15 protein-coding genes are annotated in these 22,264 nt (G+C 46.2%); 11 read left to right on the top strand and 4 right to left on the bottom strand.

Translation table 11 applies throughout. From position 1 onward, the window contains the following. Window positions 1-61: 61 nt before the first annotated feature. From QZ076_RS09260 to yihA, 5 genes are all read left to right on the top strand, one after another. Complete coding sequence (locus tag QZ076_RS09260) at window positions 62-646, top strand: DUF308 domain-containing protein (protein ID WP_293712697.1); 585 nt, start codon at window positions 62-64, stop codon at window positions 644-646. Between the two features lie 310 nt (window positions 647-956). After that, entirely contained in the window at window positions 957-2,954 is a 1,998-nt protein-coding gene (locus QZ076_RS09255; RefSeq protein WP_129734036.1) for an oligopeptide transporter, OPT family, read from the top strand. A gap of 8 nt (window positions 2,955-2,962) precedes the next feature. Beyond that, window positions 2,963-4,276, top strand: coding sequence for a SpoIID/LytB domain-containing protein (locus QZ076_RS09250; RefSeq protein WP_293712693.1), 1,314 nt, complete (start codon window positions 2,963-2,965; stop codon window positions 4,274-4,276). A gap of 329 nt (window positions 4,277-4,605) precedes the next feature. After that, window positions 4,606-6,066, top strand: a complete 1,461-nt coding sequence (locus tag QZ076_RS09245) for a sodium:solute symporter (RefSeq protein WP_293712691.1) — start codon at window positions 4,606-4,608, stop codon at window positions 6,064-6,066. 5 nt (window positions 6,067-6,071) lie between these two features. Continuing rightward, window positions 6,072-6,674 (top strand): ribosome biogenesis GTP-binding protein YihA/YsxC, encoded by a 603-nt coding sequence (gene yihA / locus QZ076_RS09240; RefSeq protein ID WP_293712689.1) that lies wholly within the window; start codon window positions 6,072-6,074, stop codon window positions 6,672-6,674. A gap of 115 nt (window positions 6,675-6,789) precedes the next feature. Here yihA and QZ076_RS09235 read toward each other — a convergent pair whose 3' ends face one another. The 3 genes from QZ076_RS09235 to QZ076_RS09225 form a co-directional block, all read right to left on the bottom strand. Continuing rightward, complete coding sequence (locus tag QZ076_RS09235) at window positions 6,790-7,224, bottom strand: HIT family protein (RefSeq protein WP_293712687.1); 435 nt, start codon at window positions 7,222-7,224, stop codon at window positions 6,790-6,792. Window positions 7,225-7,324: 100 nt separating this feature from the next. After that, window positions 7,325-9,625 carry a TonB-dependent receptor gene (locus QZ076_RS09230; protein ID WP_293712685.1) on the bottom strand — a complete coding sequence of 767 codons (2,301 nt, stop codon included), beginning with the start codon at window positions 9,623-9,625 and terminating at the stop codon, window positions 7,325-7,327. 84 nt (window positions 9,626-9,709) lie between these two features. After that, window positions 9,710-10,063, bottom strand: coding sequence for a hypothetical protein (locus QZ076_RS09225; protein ID WP_293712716.1), 354 nt, complete (start codon window positions 10,061-10,063; stop codon window positions 9,710-9,712). 95 nt (window positions 10,064-10,158) lie between these two features. Here QZ076_RS09225 and QZ076_RS09220 point away from each other — a divergent pair, with 95 nt between their 5' ends. From QZ076_RS09220 to QZ076_RS09210, 3 genes are all read left to right on the top strand, one after another. Then, the gene (locus QZ076_RS09220) at window positions 10,159-12,105 is read left to right on the top strand and encodes a DUF4132 domain-containing protein (protein ID WP_293712684.1); all 1,947 of its coding nucleotides are present in this window, start codon (window positions 10,159-10,161) and stop codon (window positions 12,103-12,105) included. Between the two features lie 122 nt (window positions 12,106-12,227). After that, a complete protein-coding gene (locus QZ076_RS09215; protein ID WP_293712683.1) occupies window positions 12,228-14,513 on the top strand; it encodes an NADP-dependent malic enzyme in 2,286 nt (761 codons plus the stop codon). Between the two features lie 332 nt (window positions 14,514-14,845). Then, the gene (locus QZ076_RS09210) at window positions 14,846-15,865 is read left to right on the top strand and encodes an alpha/beta hydrolase (protein ID WP_293712714.1); all 1,020 of its coding nucleotides are present in this window, start codon (window positions 14,846-14,848) and stop codon (window positions 15,863-15,865) included. Window positions 15,866-15,910: 45 nt separating this feature from the next. Here the strand turns inward: QZ076_RS09210 and QZ076_RS09205 are convergent, their stop codons facing one another. Next, on the bottom strand, window positions 15,911-16,318 hold the full coding sequence (locus QZ076_RS09205) for an FKBP-type peptidyl-prolyl cis-trans isomerase (protein WP_293712681.1): 408 nt from the start codon (window positions 16,316-16,318) through the stop codon (window positions 15,911-15,913). 102 nt (window positions 16,319-16,420) lie between these two features. Between QZ076_RS09205 and QZ076_RS09200 the strand changes: the two genes are divergently transcribed. From QZ076_RS09200 to QZ076_RS09190, 3 genes are all read left to right on the top strand, one after another. Continuing rightward, window positions 16,421-17,821: a TolC family protein gene (locus tag QZ076_RS09200; RefSeq protein ID WP_293712679.1), complete on the top strand. Its 1,401-nt coding sequence runs from the start codon at window positions 16,421-16,423 to the stop codon at window positions 17,819-17,821. A 172-nt stretch (window positions 17,822-17,993) separates the two neighbouring features. After that, window positions 17,994-19,109 carry an efflux RND transporter periplasmic adaptor subunit gene (locus tag QZ076_RS09195; RefSeq protein ID WP_293712677.1) on the top strand — a complete coding sequence of 372 codons (1,116 nt, stop codon included), beginning with the start codon at window positions 17,994-17,996 and terminating at the stop codon, window positions 19,107-19,109. Window positions 19,110-19,116: 7 nt separating this feature from the next. After that, window positions 19,117-22,251, top strand: a complete 3,135-nt coding sequence (locus tag QZ076_RS09190; protein ID WP_293712675.1) for a multidrug efflux RND transporter permease subunit — start codon at window positions 19,117-19,119, stop codon at window positions 22,249-22,251. The last annotated feature ends 13 nt before the right edge of the window (window positions 22,252-22,264 follow it).

The following is a 22,264-nucleotide window of genomic DNA, read 5'->3' as shown; positions in this document are numbered from 1 at the left end:
AACCTTTCTTTCCTAAGCTTTGTTACAGTATAAATTCTTTAATTTTTAAAAGTTACTCAATATGAATGCATTTAACGAAAAAATTAGTTCCGCCGTACAGAACTGGTGGGTTTCACTTCTCCTGGGATTACTCTATATCCTGATTGCCATATGCCTGATGTTTACACCACTGGCCAGTTATGTTGCTTTAAGTATCCTTTTCAGTATTGCCATGTTCGTTAGCGGTACGCTCGAGATACTGTTTGCCGTATCGAATCGAAAACATATTTCCAGCTGGGGTTGGTATCTGGCTGGCGGTATCATTGATCTGATACTTGGTATTTATCTGATGGCCAGTCCGGGTCTAAGTATGACTGTCCTTCCTTTCATCCTGGCTTTCTGGCTAATGTTTAGAGGCTTCTCCTCTACCGGTTATGCGATGGATCTGAAACGGTTCGGGACCGGTAACTGGGGTTGGTATATGGCTTTCGGTATCCTGGCTATCCTCTGTAGTATAGCTATTATCTGGCAACCGGGGCTGGGCGTATTCACCCTTGTTTATATGATAGCCTATGCGCTACTAATCATCGGAATCTTCCGTGTGATGCTTTCTTTTGAACTGAGAAGCCTGCATAAGAGACAGGAAAAAACAGAGGGGAGAGAATAAAACGCCATCGCCCTCTCATTTCCGATTGTCCTCCACCTGAGCTTGCTTCTCTCGGCAGGAAAATATTGTTCGACCCGTGTCGGACAGCTGTTCGACGAATGTGGGACAGCTGACTGACACGGGTCGAACAGCTGTCTGACATCCGTCGAACAAATAATCCCTCGGCATTCAGGTAAGTTTTCAAGCCGGCTCGCCAAAGTCTCCTCAGGCATAATCAAACTTTACTATTGCTCCATTAAAAGAAATAACCTAGCTTTGTAATCTCAGAAGTACTAACAACGTATTAAATCTAACTAAATAAATAATCACCGTGAAGAAGGAAGATGAAGAAAAGGTAATCGGGCTACCGGAAAATGCCTACAGGGAACTCAAAGAAGGAGAAGTCTATAACCCCATCATGTCACCCGACAAACAATACAAGGAAGTGACTCCGTGGTCTGTATTCTGGGGGCTGGTGATGGCCGTGATATTCAGTGCTGCCGCAGCCTATCTGGGATTGAAAGTCGGACAGGTATTCGAAGCAGCTATTCCTATCGCTATCATCGCCGTAGGCTTATCGAGTGGACTTAAACGAAAGAATGCATTAGGGGAAAACGTTATTATCCAATCTATCGGAGCTTGTAGCGGCGTGATCGTAGCCGGAGCCATCTTCACCCTCCCTGCCCTTTATATCTTACAGGATAAATATCCGGAAATCTCCATCAACTTTTTTGAAGTATTCATGAGTTCGTTGCTGGGAGGTATTCTTGGTATCCTATTATTGATCCCATTCCGGAAATACTTTGTTTCGGATATGCACGGTAAATATCCGTTCCCGGAAGCTACAGCCACTACACAAGTGCTGGTCTCCGGCGAAAAAGGCGGCAGCCAGGCAAAACCTCTTATTCTGGCTGGTCTGATCGGCGGTCTGTACGATTTCATCATTGCCACCTTCGGATGGTGGAGCGAAACAATAAGTACCCGCATTGTCGGAGTGGGCGAAATGCTGGCGGACAAAGCAAAGGTGGTAATGAAAGTAAATACCGGAGCAGCCGTACTGGGACTCGGTTATATCATCGGTTTGAAATATTCCGCCATCATCTGTGCCGGCTCATTCCTGGTATGGTTAGTGATTATTCCGTTAATGTCCGCCTTCTTCGGATCAGACGTGCTGACTTTGGGCAATGATGCGATCACAGCGACGGTTGGCAGCATGAGCGCAGAACAGATATTTACTACTTACGCCCGCCATATCGGTATCGGAGGCATTGCTACTGCCGGTGTAATCGGTATTATCAATTCATGGGGAATTATTCGTGGTGCTGTTGGCCTGGCTGCCAAAGAGTTGAAAGGTAAAAATACGGAAGTTGATACGGAAACGATACGTACACAGAAAGATTTATCGATGAAAATCATCACGATCGGTATTTTTGCTACGCTGATCGTTACTTATCTGTTCTTCCACTTCGGTGTATTGGATAACTGGTATTATGCCCTGATCGGTCTGTTGATCGTCGGTATTATAGCATTCCTGTTTACGACTGTTGCTGCCAATGCCATTGCTATCGTAGGAACCAACCCGGTTTCCGGCATGACACTGATGACACTGATCTTATCGTCAATCATCCTGGTTGCTGCAGGTCTGAAAGGAACTGCCGGTATGGTATCGGCACTAATTATCGGAGGTGTTGTTTGTACAGCGCTGTCTATGGCCGGCGGTTTTATTACCGACCTGAAAATCGGTTACTGGTTGGGAAGCACACCGGCCAAACAACAGACCTGGAAGTTCCTCGGCACACTTGTTTCAGCTGCTACCGTAGGTGGTGTAATTCTGATTCTGAACCAGACATACGGTTTTACAACCGGACAACTGGCTGCACCGCAAGCCAACGCGATGGCTGCCGTTATCGAGCCGTTGATGAGCGGTTCGGGAGCACCCTGGGTGCTGTATGGCATTGGAGCCGTACTGGCTATTATCCTGAATTTCTGTAAGATTCCGGCACTAGCTTTCGCACTGGGTATGTTTATCCCGATGGAACTGAACACTCCGTTGTTGATCGGGGGAGCCATCAGCTGGTATGTAGGAAGCCGCAGTAAAGACCAGGCACTGAATACAGTACGTTTAGAAAAAGGGACGCTGCTTGCTTCCGGATTCATTGCCGGAGGTGCTTTGATGGGAGTTATCAGCGCAGCCTTACGATTCGGCGGTATCAACCTTGTAAATGAGAAATGGCTGGAAGGGAACTTTGCAGAACCGTTAGCTGTTGTAATGTATATAGCATTGATGGCTTACCTGGCGATAAGTTCACTGAAAGCAAAAAAAGAATAAGATAAATAATGGATGCACCGGTAGTTAATGTTGGGATTATGACGCAGAAGGCTGTCTCTTTCGTATTCAACGGAGAGTATATCCATACGGAGAATAGTGCCTTCCTGACCGGGGAACAACGGGCGTTGTTCGTAAACGGGAATATTGTATACAACGGTAAGCTGTACAAAGAGCTCTTCTTTGAACCGGCTTCACCAGACTCCTCATTCGACCTGAAGGCCGTTACAATCGGAGTTGATTTCCACTGGCAGCGCCAGGAGGATCAACGCTTCAAAGGGTCTTTGAACCTGGTAGCAGGAAATGAAGGCATTGTTGTGATCAACAGTATCGATGTTGAAGAATACCTCACCAGTGTTATCTCATCGGAAATGAGTGCTACCGCGTCGGAGGAATTGCTGAAAGCACATGCCGTCATCTCACGCAGCTGGTTATTGGCCCAGATAGAAAAGAATTTCCGTCTGGGCAATACTTCGGAGAAATACCGGAGCTATCATCGTGAACAGGATCAGTTGATTCGTTGGTACGACCGCGAAGACCATACGATGTTCGATGTATGTGCCGATGATCATTGCCAGCGTTACCAAGGTATCACCCGGGCCTCGACACCAATTGTCCGTGAAGTGATTCACGAAACCCGTGGTGAGATCCTGACAGATGGTGAATCTATTTGCGATGCCCGTTTCTCCAAATGTTGCGGAGGCGTAACCGAACAGTTCGAACATTGCTGGGAACCGGTGCCTCACTCTTATCTGACAGCTATACGTGACAGTAAAGATGCCTCTTTTCCGGACCTGACCGATCCAACCGAAGCAGAAATGTGGATACGCAATTCACCGGAAGCTTTCTGTAACACAACTGATAAAGAGATACTGAGCCAGGTGTTGAACAACTACGACCAGGAAACAACCAATTTCTACCGTTGGCAAGTATCTTATACTCAAGCTGAGTTGGCCGAACTGATCCATCGTAAAAGCGGTATCGATTTCGGCGAGATACAAGACCTTATCCCATTGGAGAGAGGTACTTCCGGCCGGATAGAGAAGCTGAAAATTATAGGAACACGCCGGATATATACAATCGGTAAGGAGTTGGAGATACGACGTACATTATCAGAAACGCATCTTTACAGTTCGGCATTCGTGATAGACAAAGAAGATATCCGTATCAATATCCCTCAACGTTTCGTATTGACAGGAGCCGGATGGGGGCATGGTGTGGGGCTTTGCCAGATCGGAGCAGCGGTAATGGGAGCACGAGGATATTCTTATACGGAAATATTGGCACATTATTTCCGAGGATCACAGATAGAAAAAAGATATTAAACTTGAATTACTAAAAAGGTCGCTGATCTCACGATAGCGACCTTTTTTTGTGTTTACCTATCTTATCGGCTACGAGTTGTAGCCGATTTGTCTTGACTCTCACGAGCTCTAACGGTTACAAAGGAACAAACAAAGCTACAAGGTGGCAAACAAAATAGATTAACGGGTGCAATTTCCCCACGAAAAGGGTAATTATGCCGATAAAATGAGCCTGACTCCGACCAGGAGAATCCAGATAAAGAGCTTACATTTATATAAAAATAGCTATCTTTGTCTCCGAACATTTGACAGGGGGATGCTCCTCTGCTCTACTTAATAAGTCCCAATAAATGAACAGCTATATAATTCTCTCGATCATTGCTATTTATTTTGGTATCCTATTACTCATTGCATGGATTACAGGAAGAAAGAGCACCAGCAATGATGCTTTTTTTCTTGGTAACCGCAAATCCCCTTGGTACATAGTTTCTATTGGAATGGTCGGGACATCGCTCTCAGGAGTAACTTTTGTTTCTGTTCCTGGAATGGTGCGTAGTATAGATATGACTTATATGCAAACGGTCCTGGGATTTTTCTTTGGGTATATTTTGATTGCTAAAGTTCTTCTGCCGCTTTACTACAAACTGCAACTGACTTCTATCTATGCCTATCTAGGTGACCGCATCGGACGGCGAAGCTATAAGACAGGAGCCTCTTTCTTCCTTCTATCCAAAATTGTGGGAGCAGCAGCAAGGCTTTATCTGGTTGTCCTTATCTTGCAACATTATGTATTCAGTACCTGGAATATTCCTTTCTGGGCAACTGTCGTAATAAGTATATTTCTTGTTTGGCTTTACACCTATCGGAGTGGTATTAAAACCATCATCTGGACCGACACGCTCCAGGCCCTTTGCCTGGTTGCCATGCTGGTCGTTATCATCTGGAAAGTGAAAGATGCAATGGAACTGGATATGGATGGTATGGTACAAACACTGGTAACCAATCCTCATTTCCGTATTTTTGAATTTGATGACTGGCATAGTACACAACATTTCGTTAAACAGTTCTTCAGCGGTATCTTTATAACGATCGTAATGACAGGGCTGGATCAGGACATGATGCAGAAGAACCTGTCCTGCAAAAGCCTGAAAGATGCACAAAAGAATATGTACACCTACGGCTTTGCCTTTACGCCGGTCAACTTCCTGTTCCTCTCGCTGGGTGTCCTGTTATTATCATTGGCAGCACAGAAAAACATCGCATTGCCTGCACTGAATGACGATATCCTGCCGATGTTCTGTACCTCAGGAATACTGGGACATTCTATTCTGATCTTCTTTACGATCGGAATCATCGCAGCTGCATTCAGCAGTGCCGACTCTGCCCTGACGGCACTTACCACCTCATTTTGCGTTGATATTCTGGGTGTAGAAAAGGAAGAAGCGAACAAAGCCAAGCGTACCCGATTAATGACTCATTTACTTATCTCGGTGTTGTTTGCAATAATTATCCTTATCTTTAAAGCCGTAAACAATCGTAGTGTGATCGATGCGATTTACATGATCGCGTCTTATACGTATGGTCCTTTACTCGGATTATTTGTCTTTGGCCTGTTCACTAAAAAACAACCACGTGACAAATATGTTCCTTATATATGTATTCTCTCACCACTGATCTGCTTTGCTACGGATTATCTGGTGAAACAATATACAGGCTATGCCTTCGGTTACGAAATGTTGATGGTAAACGGTGCCATCACCTTCTTCGGACTATGGGCAGCCTCAGTAAAATATAAATCAATAAAAGATTAACTAATATGGAAATTAAAAGTGCAGAATTTGTTATCAGCAACACGGATGTAAAGAAATGCCCGGCTGGAAACTTTCCGGAGTATGCCTTTATAGGGCGAAGTAATGTAGGCAAATCCTCCCTTATCAATATGTTGACCGGCAAGAAAGGCTTGGCTATGACTTCGCAGAAACCAGGTAAAACATTGCTTATCAATCATTTTATAATCAACAACAACTGGTTTCTGGTTGACCTTCCCGGGTATGGCTTTGCCCAGCGCGGAAAAGAAGGGCGGGAGAATATCCAGCGGATCATCGAAGATTATATTCTGGAACGCGAGCAACTGACAAACCTTTTCGTATTGCTTGACTGTCGCCATGAAGCACAAAAGATCGACCTGGAGTTTATGGAATGGCTGGGAGAGAATGGTGTACCTTTCTCAATCATTTTCACCAAGATAGATAAAATAAGCAAAGGACGCTTAAAGGAAAACCTGAAAGCTTATCAGGAAAAACTATTGGAAACATGGGAGGAACTGCCTCCTATCCTACTCTCCTCCTCAGAGAAAAAGGAAGGACGCGAGGAGATTCTCAGTTATATTGAAGAGATAAATAAAAGTTTAAAAGGTTAAACTTATCCGGGAGCGAGATGGTATCAGGTTGCATGGATATCGCCACAATTATGCCGGAGTGGACAATGTCCACTCCGTAAGGTTGCGCTTCACCAAGTATAATTGCCGTGCGACCTCAGCCTCCAATTGCCTCCTTTAGCTTCGCAATCATCGCATCATACTCCTGATCCGACAAATAAACTTTTTGAGGGTTCATTGTAAATGTACCGCCAAAGTCGGGACCATCCTCATATTTAGGAGCCAGGTGAAAATGAAGATGCGAGAGTTTGTCGGAATAAGCTCCGTAATTTATCTTCTGTGGGTTAAATACTTTCTGCATAGCACGTGTCACCTTCACCACATCTGCCATAAACGCATTGCGTTCGTCATCACTCAACATATTCAGATCATGTACATGCTCTTTATAGGCGACAAGACAACGTCCATAATATGTCTGTTCTTTGAAAAGGAACAACGTGGAAACAGATAATGGAACTATCTCGATCATCAGATCATGCAGAGTTTGATTGTTCGTGCAATACAAACAATCCTTGGGATCACTTAATTTCATATTATATCAGATTTCATTTATAATTCCCGCGAAAGTAAACATAAAGCCCGGTAAAAGCAAGAAACTTCTACCGGGCTTTTATACATATAATATGATAATTTTAGTAACTAATCTTACAACCGATGAAATAACTACGCGGAATACCCGGACCATAAATATATCCCGCATCCCGTTCCGGTCCCTTATCAAAGTCATCCTGATAAGAGTTAAAGATATTCTGAACACCGGCATTTACCTGTAAAGTAACCGATTTGTAAAGAGGGAAATCATAAGCGACCTTCACATTCAGGTCGAAAAAATCCTTTGTCTTTTCTTCCTTATCCTCCGGAATATAACCAGCCAGGTGCTGAACCAGCATACTACCGGTATAAGTACCCGTCAACGAAGCAGTCAGGCGTTTTACCGGAGTAAATGAAGAAGTGAAATAACCGTATACATCCGGCGAACGGAACATTTTCTTCTGAGGTGCAATATTCTCATTCTCACTCCATGTTTCCGGCTCTTTATAACGACTGCGCTGAACGGTTGCACCCGCCTGTATCTGCATCCAGGAATATACAGCCTTTGCCTCCAGGTTAATACCCATCACGCGGGCACCTTTACCATTACGGCGTTCCATCAACAGGTTGTTATCGTCATCACGTCCCATTTCTTCCAGAATAAAAACATTCCGCAGGTCTGTGTAGAAACCTTCTACAAGAAAGTTTGTCTGCACCGGACCGAAGCGACGGTAAAAGTCTGCAGATACACTAACACTCTGCGAATTTTCTTCTTTCAGATCCGGGGATATCTGTATGATTGCCACATCACCACCGACAGCCGTGATATGTAAATCTTCATCAAACGCCTGAGGAGCACGGAAACCACTTGAATAAGACATACGCAGGTTAATATCGCTGGTCGGGTTAAAACGGACATTAGCACGCGGACTGAATATCGCATGGTTGATCAGGTTATGTTTGTCCATACGCGCACCGACAAGAAAACTCCATTTTTCATTCTTCCATTCGTTCTGCAGGAAGACGCTACCGATATGCACCGTCTGTTCGATGGTACGATGATAGCCCAACATCTTGTCCTGCAAATCATCATAGTTATACTCGGCTCCACCGGTAAACTCGGCTGGCATAAAAAGACATTTTTCCCACTCATAGGAATATTGCGCACCACCTACAAAAGTCATATCCGTTGTGCTGCCATACGCATTCGGGTTCTTTCCGGCACCATAATAACTGCTTCTCTGCGTATGCTGGGCCGAAGTATACACATTCAGGCGATGTTTGTAATCCTTCGAAAACAGGTCGAACTTCAGTCCCCCGCCGTTGATATTATGTTCGGTTTGCTCGGCAATATTCGCTTCGTGGGGCGGCAAGTCCAACAGATCGCCGCCACGACGGTATTCATTGATATTGTGATACTCGAAAGTCAACTTAGAGTAGGTACTTGTTTTCAGATAAGAGCGGAAACCGAGTGTACGGGCATTCAGCTTGCCGAGCTCCGTATATCCGTCGCCATCATGGTCGTAAGCACCGCGGTAACGGTTCTGTCCGAACATGTAGATACCGGCTTTATGATCGTCCGTCACCAGCGAAGCATTTATCGTCGTATTGTTATCCGGACGGTCGCCACCTACCATTGTCAACGAATGGGCGATCTGTGCCGAGTTTCTCAACGGTTCCTTAGTGATAATATTGATTGTTCCGGCAATAGCAGAAGAACCGAACAGAGCCGATCCCCCTCCACGCATGATCTCCACACGTTCGATCATATTAGCCGGGATTTGTTCCAGACCATATACACCAGTCAACGCACTAAAGATAGGACGGCTGTCTACCAGTATCTGCGTATAAGGACCTTCCAGACCATTTATACGCACCTGTTGGAAGCCGCAGTTCTGACAGTTGTTTTCTACACGCACGCCAGGTTGGAAGTTCAGACCGTCGGCCAGAGAAGTAGCATGTGTAGTCTCGAATGTTTTCGAATCCAGCACATTCACAAGAGAAGGAGCTAACCTGCGGGTCGTCTCATTCCGGTTGGCAGAGACAACGACACCATCCAAAGAAACGGCATCCTCTTCCACTTCGAGATTGACTTCCAATGTTTTACCTTTCTTCAAGGTAACCGGTTTCTCTACTGTTTTATATCCCAAGGTTTTCATCACCAATGTAAACTTTCCTTCAGGCAGGTTTTTTAAATAATAATGTCCGGTAGCGTCGGTCGTTGTACCAATGGTCGTACCTTTTAGAAAGACAGTGATAAAGGCTAGATGCTCCCCTGTTTCTTTATCCAGTATATGCCCTACGATATTGGCATCCGAAGGGTTCAGGGCCGGAGCATCATCTCCCCATGCTGATGTAACGACACAGCACAGGCATAGTATAAGTATAAAAATCTTATTCATTGCAATTTGTTCTGATAAATATATAATGTACTAATCTGCAGTCGGGCACCTGTTGATTGAAACTACCCGATGCTTTATATTTTATCAGACAACAGGAGGGGCACGAAGAGAAAGCTTCCCTTTAACAGGGAGCAAATAATCCGGACAGACCGGCATTCCTACTATTTCGGCAATTTGTAATGCATGGAAATCAAGATGGTAGGCATGAACTGCACCATCTTCCACACTGATGGTTGTCAGTATGTGGAATAATTGTATTTCAGATAAAGATGCATGATGATGGCAAACACCGCCATTCACTTTTCCGAAAGGATGCGAATGGACAATTGTCGTACCATTCTCTATATGGACATGGATAAATAAAGTAATGCTGCTATAATACGCAATGAAGATCACCGGTAGCAGCCATTTCATATATTTAACCATCCTTTCTCCCACACCCATATTCTTTTGAGAAGGTACAAAGTTACAAATAATTTTTATACTTTTGTTCTTATCCATCAATAACAGGATGATTTACAAATAGAAATAGTATGACGAAAAGAGAAAAGCCGGGTAGCACCCCTAAAGAAAATTTGAGTAAAAAGCATGAATCTCTTTATATGTTATTCGATACCTATTGCGAAGCTCATAGTACTTCCAATATCAGTCTGATTGAATCCCTTCAGGAGATGCCGTTAGACGAATTGATCCGTAAGCACAAAAAAATAGCATACGACTTTCTAGGGAGTGATATATCCCTGAAGAAAAAATTGATCTGGATAAACAAACTTTATTCCGATTGTAACCTGACGGACTACGAACCGTTACTGGACCTGCTCACTGAAGACTCCAAACTAATTCGGAGATACATCGAGAGAGTCATAAGTAACAAAGAGAAAAAGACCCGTGAATCGATAGAACAAAAATACCCGGAACTCAGCGAAGAAGCCCAGAACTGGGCCAAACAACTATTCAGGTTCTGGGATAATACGCATACCAAAGCTAAAATCAAATTTAAGAACAAAAAGGAAGTTATCGATTATTGCAGTAAACACATCGAGCTTTACCGTACCATGCAAATAGCCTGGTTGCCGTTAAAACCCTACACGATGATCCCGTGGTCGGACAGTTCCGATTTTGTACCACGCCCGGTTGTCCGCTACATATTAAGTGAATATATGGCATTCCCACAAGCTATCCGGTTAAAAGACTGCGACTCGATCGTTCCGTTTTTCAATCAGCCGGAATGGTCTGCCTCACTGGAACAACTTTTACAGTTCTGGTTGGATGATGGAGCAGAAGCCAACAGGAAAGGCATTCTGGCCCCATATTGTTATTATGGTGCAGAATGGCAGTTCGAACGCCTGCATACCCTATTAAAGGGTTGGTTGAAGAAAGGCCGCAAAGGTCTTGTCGGATATACACTCGGATTACTCGGATTAAAGGCGACTCCCACTGCGCTAATAGTTCTCAATGAATGGATAGAATTGATGCCGGAGGGAGCATACAGGCGTGAGGCCCTGAAAGCATTCCGTCAGGTTGCCACCCATCGGGGACTCACCATGGATGAATTGGCAGATCAGCTTGTTCCCACTTTCGGACTCAACCGTTTAGGAGAAAAAGAGATCGATTACGGTCCCCGTATTTTACGCCTGACACTATTGCCGGACTTTTCCATATCCGTTTTCGACACTTCCAAACAAAGAACAAGCAAATCCCTTCCCGCCCCTTTAAAAATGGACGACAAGGAAAAAGCAGAAGAAGCGAAAGAAGAACTGGTTAGACTGAAAAAGCAGATCAAAACACAAACAACCCTTCAAAGGAGACGGCTCGAAGAAGTGCTGAAAAACGGACGAACCTGGCCTGCAGATACGTGGCAGACCATTTTTGTCGAAAACCCCATATTCCGTTATATAACAAACGGCTTGATCTGGGGTGTATATAAAGAAGGCCGGTTACAGGAATCTTTCCGCTACCTGGAAAACGGAAACCTGATAACAGTAGATCAAAAAGAATTCATCCTTCCTGCAAATGCAGTTGTTTCACTCGTTCATCCGGTAGAGCTGGACGACAACCTTACTGCCCAATGGCAAAAACAATTGCATGAAAATAAGATCGAGCCATTGTTGTCGCAACTATCCGCCCCGGTTCATCGGTTAAGCGATGCGGAAAAACAAGGCGATGAAATCTCCCGTTATGCCGGAAGAACGGTTCGACTGAGTAGTATATACGAATTTGAATCGAGAGATCTGACTTCCCGGATAGAGGAGCAAACTCTTTATATCATAGACAAGTCGTTGGATATCGCCGCACGGCTTCCTTTCGAATATGAAGAAAATACCTGCACTATAAAAGAGTTATCGTTTTCTCCTTACAAAGAAGGGGCAGACCCAGACACGATCGAGCTACCCGAAGACGAGAGAATACCGATCTCCTCCATTCCGGAACGATTCATCAGTAGTTTACTCGATGTATTAGTCAAAGCTTTTGTTTTGTGAGTGTATGATTATACGAATTTAACACCAACTAATTGTAAGCAATCAGCACCAGATATCTAATAATTTGTTACTTTTGTAGTCGTTTTCAAAACATGTATTAAATCTACTAATATCATAAGTCTATGGCAAAGATTACAAAAGAAGAAGCACTACGGTATCATTCGGAAGGTAAACCCGGAAAGATTGAAGTAATACCGACAAAACCCTATAGTACACAAACAGATTTGTCGCTCGCCTACTCTCCCGGAGTAGCCGAACCATGTCTGGAAATAGAAAAGAATCCGCTTGATGCTTATAAATACACGTCAAAAGGAAATTTAGTTGCTGTAATATCCAATGGTACAGCGGTTTTAGGATTAGGTGACATCGGTCCGCTTGCCGGTAAACCGGTTATGGAAGGAAAAGGATTACTGTTTAAGATCTTTGCCGGAATCGATGTATTCGATATCGAAGTAAACGAAAAAGATCCGGAGAAATTTATCCAGACAGTGAAAGCCATTGCTCCCACATTCGGAGGAATCAACCTGGAAGATATCAAAGCACCCGAATGTTTCGAGATCGAAACCCGCCTGAAAGCAGAACTGGATATCCCGGTGATGCATGACGACCAACATGGTACCGCCATCATTTCAGCAGCCGGCTTGTTGAATGCACTGGAACTGACAGGAAAGAAAATCGAGGACGTTAAGATCGTTGTCAACGGTGCCGGAGCTGCCTCTATCTCCTGTACAAAATTATATGTACTGCTGGGAGCCCGTAAAGAGAACATTATCATGTGCGACAGTAAAGGGGTTATCTCAACTCACCGTACCGACCTGAATGCTGCTAAAAAAGAATTTGCAACCGACCGGGACATCAAAACATTACAAGAAGCAGTTGCTGGTTGTGATGTGTTCCTGGGATTGTCTGTAGCCAATGTATTGACTCAGGATATGGTTCGCAGCATGAATGAAAATCCGATCGTATTCGCTTTGGCTAATCCGAATCCGGAAATTTCCTATGCCGATGCAATGGCCTCCCGCAAAGATATCATCTTTGCAACCGGACGTTCCGATTATCCGAACCAGATCAATAACGTACTAGGCTTCCCATACATCTTCCGCGGAGCCTTGGACACACATGCCAAAGCGATCAATGAAGAAATGAAGCTGGCTGCTGTTCACGCTATTGCCGAACTGGCGAAAGAGCCGGTTCCCGATGTTGTCAATGCAGCTTACAAACTGAAACGAACTTCTTTCGGACGCGATTATATCCTGCCGAAGCCGCTCGACCCCCGTTTATTGACACGTGTATCAGTAGCCGTGGCCAAAGCCGCTATCGAATCGGGTGTATCCCGCAAAACAATCACCGACTGGGACGGCTATGCCAACCATCTACGTGAAATGATGGGATACGATAACAAGATGCTTCGTTCCTTCACCGATATGGCAAAAGCCAATCCAAAACGTGTGGTATTCGCCGAAGCCAACCATGTCAATATGTTGAAAGCTGCCGTAGAAGCAAAAGCCGAAGGTATCTGCTACCCGATCCTCCTAGGCAACGAAGAACGTCTGGCTAAGATTGCGGCAGAAGAGAACCTGAGCCTGGAAGGTATCGAGATCGTCAACTTGCGTCATGACCGCGAAGAAGAGCGCCGCGACCGTTATGCCCGTATCCTATCGGAAAAGAGAGCACGCGAAGGCGTCACTTTCTCTGAAGCACGCGAAAAGATGGTCGGCCGTAACGCATTCGGTATGATGATGGTGGCAACCGGTGATGCAGATGCATTCGTAACCGGTGTTTATAGCCGCTACTCGGAAGTGACTAAGCTTGCAGAAGAAATTATCGGTATCCGTCCGTCGTACAAGCATTTCGGAGCTATGAACATTATGACTTGCAAGAAAGGAACTTTCTTTATCTCCGACACATTGATCAACCGTCATCCTTCCACGGAAGTATTGATCGACATCGCCCGTCTTACACATGATGCAGTCAAATTCTTTGCACACGATCCGGTGATGGCCATGTTGTCTTACTCTAACTTCGGTTCCGATAAGCAAGGTAGTCCGCTGAAAGTACACGATGCGATCGATTATCTGCACAAAAACCATCCGGAGATCATGATCGATGGAGAAATGCAGGTTAACTTCGCTCTCGATAAGAAGCTGCGTGACGATATGTATCCGTTCAATAAGCTGAAAGGGAAAGACGTAAACGTTTTGGTATTCCCCAACTTAAGTTCTGCCAACAGTGCTTACAAATTATTGGATACACTGGGCATCACCGAAACGATCGGCCCGATCCAGATGGGTCTGAACAAACCTATCCACTTCACGGACGTAGAAAGCTCTACACGCGACATCGTCAACCTGACAACAGTTGCTGTTGTAGATGCTATCGTACAGGAGCAGATTGAGAAAGGAGAATAAATAATTGTAAGAATAGGTCTCTATTTTACTAAAACATAAAAAAGTACGGGGTAAGACTTTACTCCGTACTTTTTCTTTTTACCGGTATTTACTCCTTTTCTACTACTATTCTCCACCAGTTCACCCTCTGTATTCGCTAGATGTAATAAATCCGTAAATCGGGTAAATCTATCATTGATTTTGGTACAAAGCTGCTTGCTTTAATCCTTTAATTTTGTAACATGAAACTTATAAAGAATGACTTTACACAATTAAACATTAAAAGTATGGCAAGAAATTCATTCAGGAAACTACGCATAGCAATGGCCGCATGCTTTTGTATTGTTGCAACAATGGATGCATCCGAAACAGCAAGTAACAATTTTAATACAGATATAACGATGAACGAAAATCAGAATTTAACGCAGGTATGGGACAAAGTATTCCCACAAAGCAACAAGGTAAATCACAGTAAAGTATCCTTCCGCAACCGCTACGGCATTACGCTTACAGCAGATTTGTATGTACCGAAAAACGCAGGCGGCAAACTAGCTGCCATCGCTGTCTCAGGCCCGTTCGGTGCAGTAAAGGAACAGTCGTCGGGTCTTTATGCACAGACGCTTGCCGAGCGTGGATTCCTGACCATCGCTTTCGATCCTTCATACACAGGTGAGAGTGGAGGTGAACCCCGATATGTAGCTTCTCCCGACATCAATACCGAGGATTTCAGTGCAGCAGTCGATTACCTCTCGACACGCGACGACGTCGATCCCGAGCGTATCGGTATCCTCGGAATTTGTGGCTGGGGTGGCTTAGCCCTTAATGCGGCGGCCATCGATACCCGCATCAAAGCAACGGTAACTTCGACGATGTACGACATGAGTCGCGTCAATGCCAACGGTTATTTCGACTCGATGGATGCCGATGCCCGTTACGAACTCCGCAAACAACTCAACGCTCAGCGGACGGAAGATGCAAAGAACGGTACGTATGCACTAGCCGGTGGTGTAATCGATCCGCTACCCGCCGATGCTCCGCAGTTTGTGAAGGACTACTACGACTACTACAAGACCGAACGCGGTTATCATCCCCGTTCACTCAACTCGAATAATGGCTGGAACAAAACATCGGCTTTGTCGTTCATCAACATGCCGCTGCTTTCATACAGCGATGAGATCCGCAGTGCCGTACTTGTAATGCATGGAGAGAAAGCTCACTCTCGCTATTTCAGCGAAGATGCTTTCAAAAAGTTACAGGGCGACAATAAAGAACTAATGATTATCCCCGGAGCAAGTCATGTAGATTTATACGACCGTATGGATATAATCCCTTTCGACAAGATAGAAATATTCTTCAACAACTATCTGAAATGACAGATCGATGAATTCTTGTTACCGCCGTAGCTGTTACGGCGGTAACTAAGATATACCCAGCAATTCCACCTCGAAGATCAATGTTGAAAAAGCAGGGATCGGACCGGACGGACGATTACCATATCCCAATGTATAGGGAATATATATGATCCACTTATCTCCCACATACATTTGTTGAAGAGCCTGTTGCCATCCATCTATCACCTGATTCAGGCGAAATGCCTCAGGGCAGTTGCGCAGCCGGGAGTTATCGAACTCACGACCATCGATCAACGTACCCCGGTAATGAACGGAAACGACACTGCTCGGTTGTGGAGAAACAGTTCCTGTCCCCTGCTCCACCACTTTATACAACACACCTCCCGGTAACTTTACAACGCCTTCCTGCAAAGCAATCTCCGTCAGGAATTGAATATTCTTTTCTTTATACTCTTCCTTCTTATTTTTGGCCATATTTCCTTCCTGTTAATTTCACTTTGTCGGCAAAGATAACCCATTTCATTTAAAACCAATCCGTTCCTTTTGCTGTTATGAATTAAATCTAAACAAAAAATTATGCACATAAGTACATGGTGTTATGCTATGCTCTGTCTTTTTTTCCCAATGACGCTAGTGGCACAGACGGAGCATAAGTACCTCGATCACGCATTGCCGGAGGCGTGGCAGGAGAACGACAGTAATTTCCAACAGACTCTCCCCGTTGAAGATAACTGGTGGAGAAACTTTAATGATCCGGTATTGGACTCCCTGATCGACGTAGCCGTGAAACAGAACTATTCTGTGCAAATGGCGGCCGATCGTATCGCTATGGCGAAAGCCAATCTTCGTATACAGCAAGGTAGCTACGCACCTACCCTCGGACTTTCTGCCGGATGGAACCGACAGCAGACCAGCGGCAACACCAGCAGCCTGCCACAGACGACGACCCAATATGCCGATGCGACACTCTCCATGAGCTGGGAAATAGATGTATTCGGTAGTATCCGTAACCGGGTGAAAGCACAAAAAGAAAACTTTGCAGCGTCGAAAGAAGAGTATAATGCCGTGATGGTTTCCCTTTGTGCCCAGGTGGCTACGGCTTATATCAATCTGAGGGAGATGCAGCAGGAAATGGAAGTAGTGACACAAAACTGCCTGTCTCAGCAAGCCGTCGTAGAGATCACAAAGAAAAGATACGAAACCGGGCTTGTTTCCAAGCTGGATGTGGCACAGGCGCAATCGGTCTATTACAGTACCAAAGCGTCATTGCCGGCACTGGAAGCAGGCATTATCCAATATACCAATTCGCTCGCTGTATTGATGGGATTATATCCCCAGGATGTAAAACATCTGATGGATACACCTCGGCCATTGCCCAATTACATCGAGACGGTCGGCATCGGTATCCCTGCCAATCTGCTTCTCCGCCGGCCGGATATCCGTTCTGCCGAACGCCAGGTAAATGCACAGGCTGCCACTTTGGGAGCATCTAAATCCGACTGGTGGCCTCAGGTCTTTGTCAAAGGTTCGATAGGGTTTGCATCGCATGATATCGATAAGATTGCTAATCACAACAGCCTGACTTACGAGATCGCTCCGGCTATCTCCTGGAATTTCTTTCAGGGAGGGAAACTGGCACAATCCACCCGGCTTGCCAAAGCACAACTGGATGAGACGATACGCCAATTCAACCAGACGGTGCTCACCTCCGTACAGGAAGTCGACAATGCAATGAATGCCTATAAGAACTCGGTCAAACAGATCGTCGCCCTCCGCGAAGTAGTCAACCAGGGACAGCAGACGCTCGACCTGTCACTCGACCTCTATAAACAGGGACTGACGCCTTTCCAGAACGTGCTGGACGCGCAACGCTCCCTACTCTCCTACGAGAATCAACTGACACAAGCGAAAGGCTCCTCGCTGCTCAACCTGATAATGCTATATCAGGCACTCGGCGGAGGCTGGAGTAGTGATTGATTGATCCTGCATCAAATGATTTTGCCACAGGCATAGCAGAGTCCTGCCACTAGCTTGGCAGATTCTTGCCACAGGCTTGGCAGAGTTCTGCCATAGGTATGGCAAAACACAGAGTCAGTTATCCAATAACGCCGGGATGAAGAGATCATCCACAAAACTAATAATTATAAATATGAATACAACAACTAAAATCGCCCTAGTCTCCCTGTCTCTCCTTCTGCTGGCATCCTGCAAAGGGAAAAAGCAGCCGACAGAAATGCCTGCCCCGTCCATCAGCGTAACAACGCCGGAGATTAAAGATATTACATTGACTAAAGATTATCCGGGTTATTTAAGCTCCGAGCTGACCGTCAACCTCGTAGCACGCGTAAACGGATACCTTCAGACTTCACACCTCAAAGCAGGCAGTAAAGTCCGGAAAGGAGACCTCATCTTCGTGATCGAACCGGATACCTATAAAGATAATGTAACCCAGGCAGAAGCTGCACTGAAAACTTCTAAAGCCCAACTGGACTATGCACAGAGTAATTACGAGCGAATGAAAGAAGCAGCTAAAAGCGGGGCCGTCAGCCAGATCCAGGTTCTTCAGGCCCAATCGACCGTAGCCGAGATGGAAGCCTCCGTACATAATTCGGAAGCCGAACTGAATACCGCCCGGACCAACCTGGGATATTGCTATATCCGCGCCCCGTTCGACGGACGGATCACCCGCGCCAGTTACGATATCGGCAACTATATAAACGGAGCGGCCCAACCTGTCACGCTGGCAACTTTATATAAAGACGACCTGATGTTCGTAAACTTCAACATCGAAGATAATCAGTTTATGAAGATAATGATCACAGCCGCCCGGAACGACTCCACCGTCCGGCTGCCCGAAACAATCTCCGTACACCTGGGAGATAACGGACGGCAGAACTACACAGGCCGGCTGGATTACCTTTCTCCCAACGTAGACCTCTCGACCGGGACACTGAATGTCCGCGCCAATCTCGATAACAAAGACGGGGAACTGAAAAGCGGATTATACGTCACCATCACCCTCCCTTACAGCGAGAAGAAAGACGCCGTCCTGGTGCGCGATGCCTCTATCGGTACCGACCAGCTGGGAAAATATCTTTATATCGTCAATGATTCCAATATCGTACGATACCGCCATATAGAACCGGGGCAACTGGTGGACGACACGCTGCGGCAGGTCATCAGCGGGATCGAACCGAACGAACGTTACGTCACCACCGCTTTATTGAAAGTTAGGGACGGAATGAGTATTACCCCCATAAAATAAGAGCGCCATGGTAAAATTCTTTATAAACAGACCGATCTTTGCCACCGTTCTTGCCCTGATTATTGTGGTAGCGGGATTGGTCACACTCAACGTATTACCCATCGCCCAATATCCGGATATCACACCGCCTACCGTACAGGTCTCGGCTGTTTATCCGGGGGCGGATGCACAAACGGTCTCACAGACCGTCGGGTTACCGATCGAACAACAGGTGAACGGGGTGGACGGAATGCTCTATATGAGTTCCAATTCCTCCAGTTCAGGAGCCTATTCACTGACCATCACATTCGCAGTCGGTACGGATATCGACATGGCGACCGTCATGGTACAGAACCGTGTCAGCATCGCGCAAAGCAGCCTTCCGGAAGCCGTGATCGTACAAGGTATCACGACCCGCAAACAATCGTCGAACATTGTGATGATGCTTTCACTGACCTCTAAAGACCCCCTCTATGACGGGCTCTACCTGAGTAACTATGCCAGCCTGAACCTGACCGACCAGCTGGCCCGCCTGCCGGGAGTCGGTTCGGTCAGTGTCATGGGAGCCGGCAGTTACAGTATGCGTATCTGGCTCGATCCCGAAGTCATGCGTATCCGTAACCTGACGCCCGATATGGTCTTTCAGGCCATCTCTACACAGAACAGGCAGGTATCCGCCGGTTATGTCGGCCAACCGATCGCTCAGGCAAACAATCCTTATCAATATACCCTGACGGTAAAAGGTCGCCTGACCACTCCGGAAGAGTTCGGAAATATCATCATACGGACCGAACAGGGCGGCAAAATACTCCGCCTGAAAGATATCGCCAGCATTGAGTTGGGCAGTTCCTCTTACAATGTGACCTCCCAACTAAAAGGACAACAGGCGGCAGCGATTGCCATCTACCAGTTACCGGGCTCCAACTCGCTGGAAGTATCCAAAGCCGTACGGGCGAAAATGGAAGAAATAGCCGCCACCCTGCCGCAAGGTGTTGAGTATAATGTAACACTCGACACGACGGAAGTCATAAACGCCTCCATCGACGAAGTATTAGTAACCTTCCTGGAGACAACCGCATTGGTCGTCCTGGTTATCTTCCTGTTCCTCCAAAACTTCCGGGCAGTGATTATTCCTTGCCTCACTATCCCTGTTTCATTGATAGGAACACTGGCTGTAATGGGGGCGCTGGGATTCTCGGTCAACACCCTGACATTGTTCGGGTTGATCCTGGCTATTGCTATTGTGGTGGATGATGCGATCGTAGTCGTCGAGAACTCGTCGCGATACATGGACACGGGGAAATATACGGCACGCGAAGCAGTGACCAAAGCGATGGGCGAGATTGTCGGACCGATCGTCGGTGTCGTATTAGTCTTATTGGCGGTATTCATCCCGACAACCTTTATAGGCGGTATCTCCGGGCAGCTTTACAAACAATTCGCTCTGACCATCGCAGCCGCAACCGTATTGAGCGGTATCAACTCACTGACATTGACACCGGCTCTCTGCGCCTTGTTCCTGCAAGTCACCAAAGATCCTACGTTTTTCGTATTCAAAGCATTCAATAAAGTATATGACAAGACACAAAAGGTTTACGACGATGTGGTCGACCGCATGCTGAAACATCAGATCGTCACACTGGTTATCTTCCTGATCGTCTCAGCCGCAGCAGCTATTCTGTTCATGCGCTGGCCGTCTACATTCATTCCGGAAGAAGATGACGGTTACTTCCTGGTTTCAACCCAGTTGCCTCCGGCAGCCAGTCTGCCCCGTACACAGGAAGTGAGCCGGAAGATCAACAAAATACTCGATAGTTATCCGGAAGTCAAAACCTATATGGGCATCAGCGGTTTCTCCGTGATGGGAGGCGGCGAATTATCGAATGCCGGAACCTATTTTGTCGTACTGAAAAACTGGAAAGAGAGAAAAGGAAAAGGCCATACGGCACAAGATGTCGTTACCCGCTTCAACCGGGAAGCCTACGGTATCCAGGAAGCGCAGATATTCGCCCTGGTCCCTCCTGCTATCCCTGGCCTGGGTGCTTCCGGTGGCTTGCAACTGCAACTGGAAGACCGCAAGAACCTGGGACCGACCGAAATGCAGCATGCCATCGAGACGTTGCTGGAAACCTATCATACCAAGCCACAGCTCCTGAATCTATCCAGTATGTATCAGGCCAATGTGCCGCAATACCGACTGAACATAGACCGCGATAAAGTACAGTTGCTGGGATTACAATTGAGCGATGTTTTCTCGACGTTGAGTTATTATATGGGAGCCGCTTATGTAAATGACTTTGTCGAGTTCGGACGTATCTACCAGGTGAAGATCGAAGCCAGCGGACAGGCCCAGAAAGTGATCGACGACGTTATGCGGTTAAGCCTGGAGAACAGTGCCGGCAAAATGGTTCCTTTCTCCGCCTTTACAGAAGCCGTACAACAATTGGGATTGGATCAGATCAACCTATATAATATGTATTCCTCCGCCTCCATCACCTGTATCGCCAACCCGAAATACAGCTCCGGAGAGGCCATACAGGCCATGGAAGAACTTATACAGGAACAACTGGGCGATAACTTCGGTTACGAATGGACCTCCGTTGCCTATCAGGAAACGAAAGCCGGATCGACTACGATTCTTATCTTCGGTATGGCATTATTGGTTGCCTTCCTCGTACTTTCGGCGCAGTACGAAAGTTGGACAAGCCCGCTGGCGGCCATCCTGGGATTACCGATCGCGTTGCTGGGTGCTATTCTGGGTTGTTTCATTATGGGCGTACCTGTCAGCGTCTACACCCAGATCGGTATTATTCTATTGATAGCCCTCTCCGCAAAGAACGGTATCCTGATCGTCGAGTTTGCCCGCGACTACCGTACCGCCGGTAATTCCATCCGCGAATCGGCTCTCGAAGCCGGACACGTCCGCTTACGCCCGATCCTGATGACCTCGTTTGCTTTCGTTTTGGGTGTTATGCCATTGCTGTTCGCTACCGGAGCCGGAGCCGCCAGCCGTGTTTCACTGGGTGCAGCCGTTGTATTCGGTATGGCAATCAATACGATCTTTGCCACCGCTTTCATCCCGAGCTTCTACGAATGGATGCAAACCATTCAGGAAAAGTGGCTGGATAAATCTGATAAAACTAAAACAGAAATTAAATCCTGACATAAAAACAGGA

Source organism: uncultured Parabacteroides sp., assembly GCF_905196875.1.
Classification (GTDB): Bacteria; Bacteroidota; Bacteroidia; order Bacteroidales; family Tannerellaceae; genus Parabacteroides.
The sequence above is the reverse complement of the archived record's forward strand: the minus strand, read 5'-3'. Positions and strand labels throughout refer to the sequence as shown.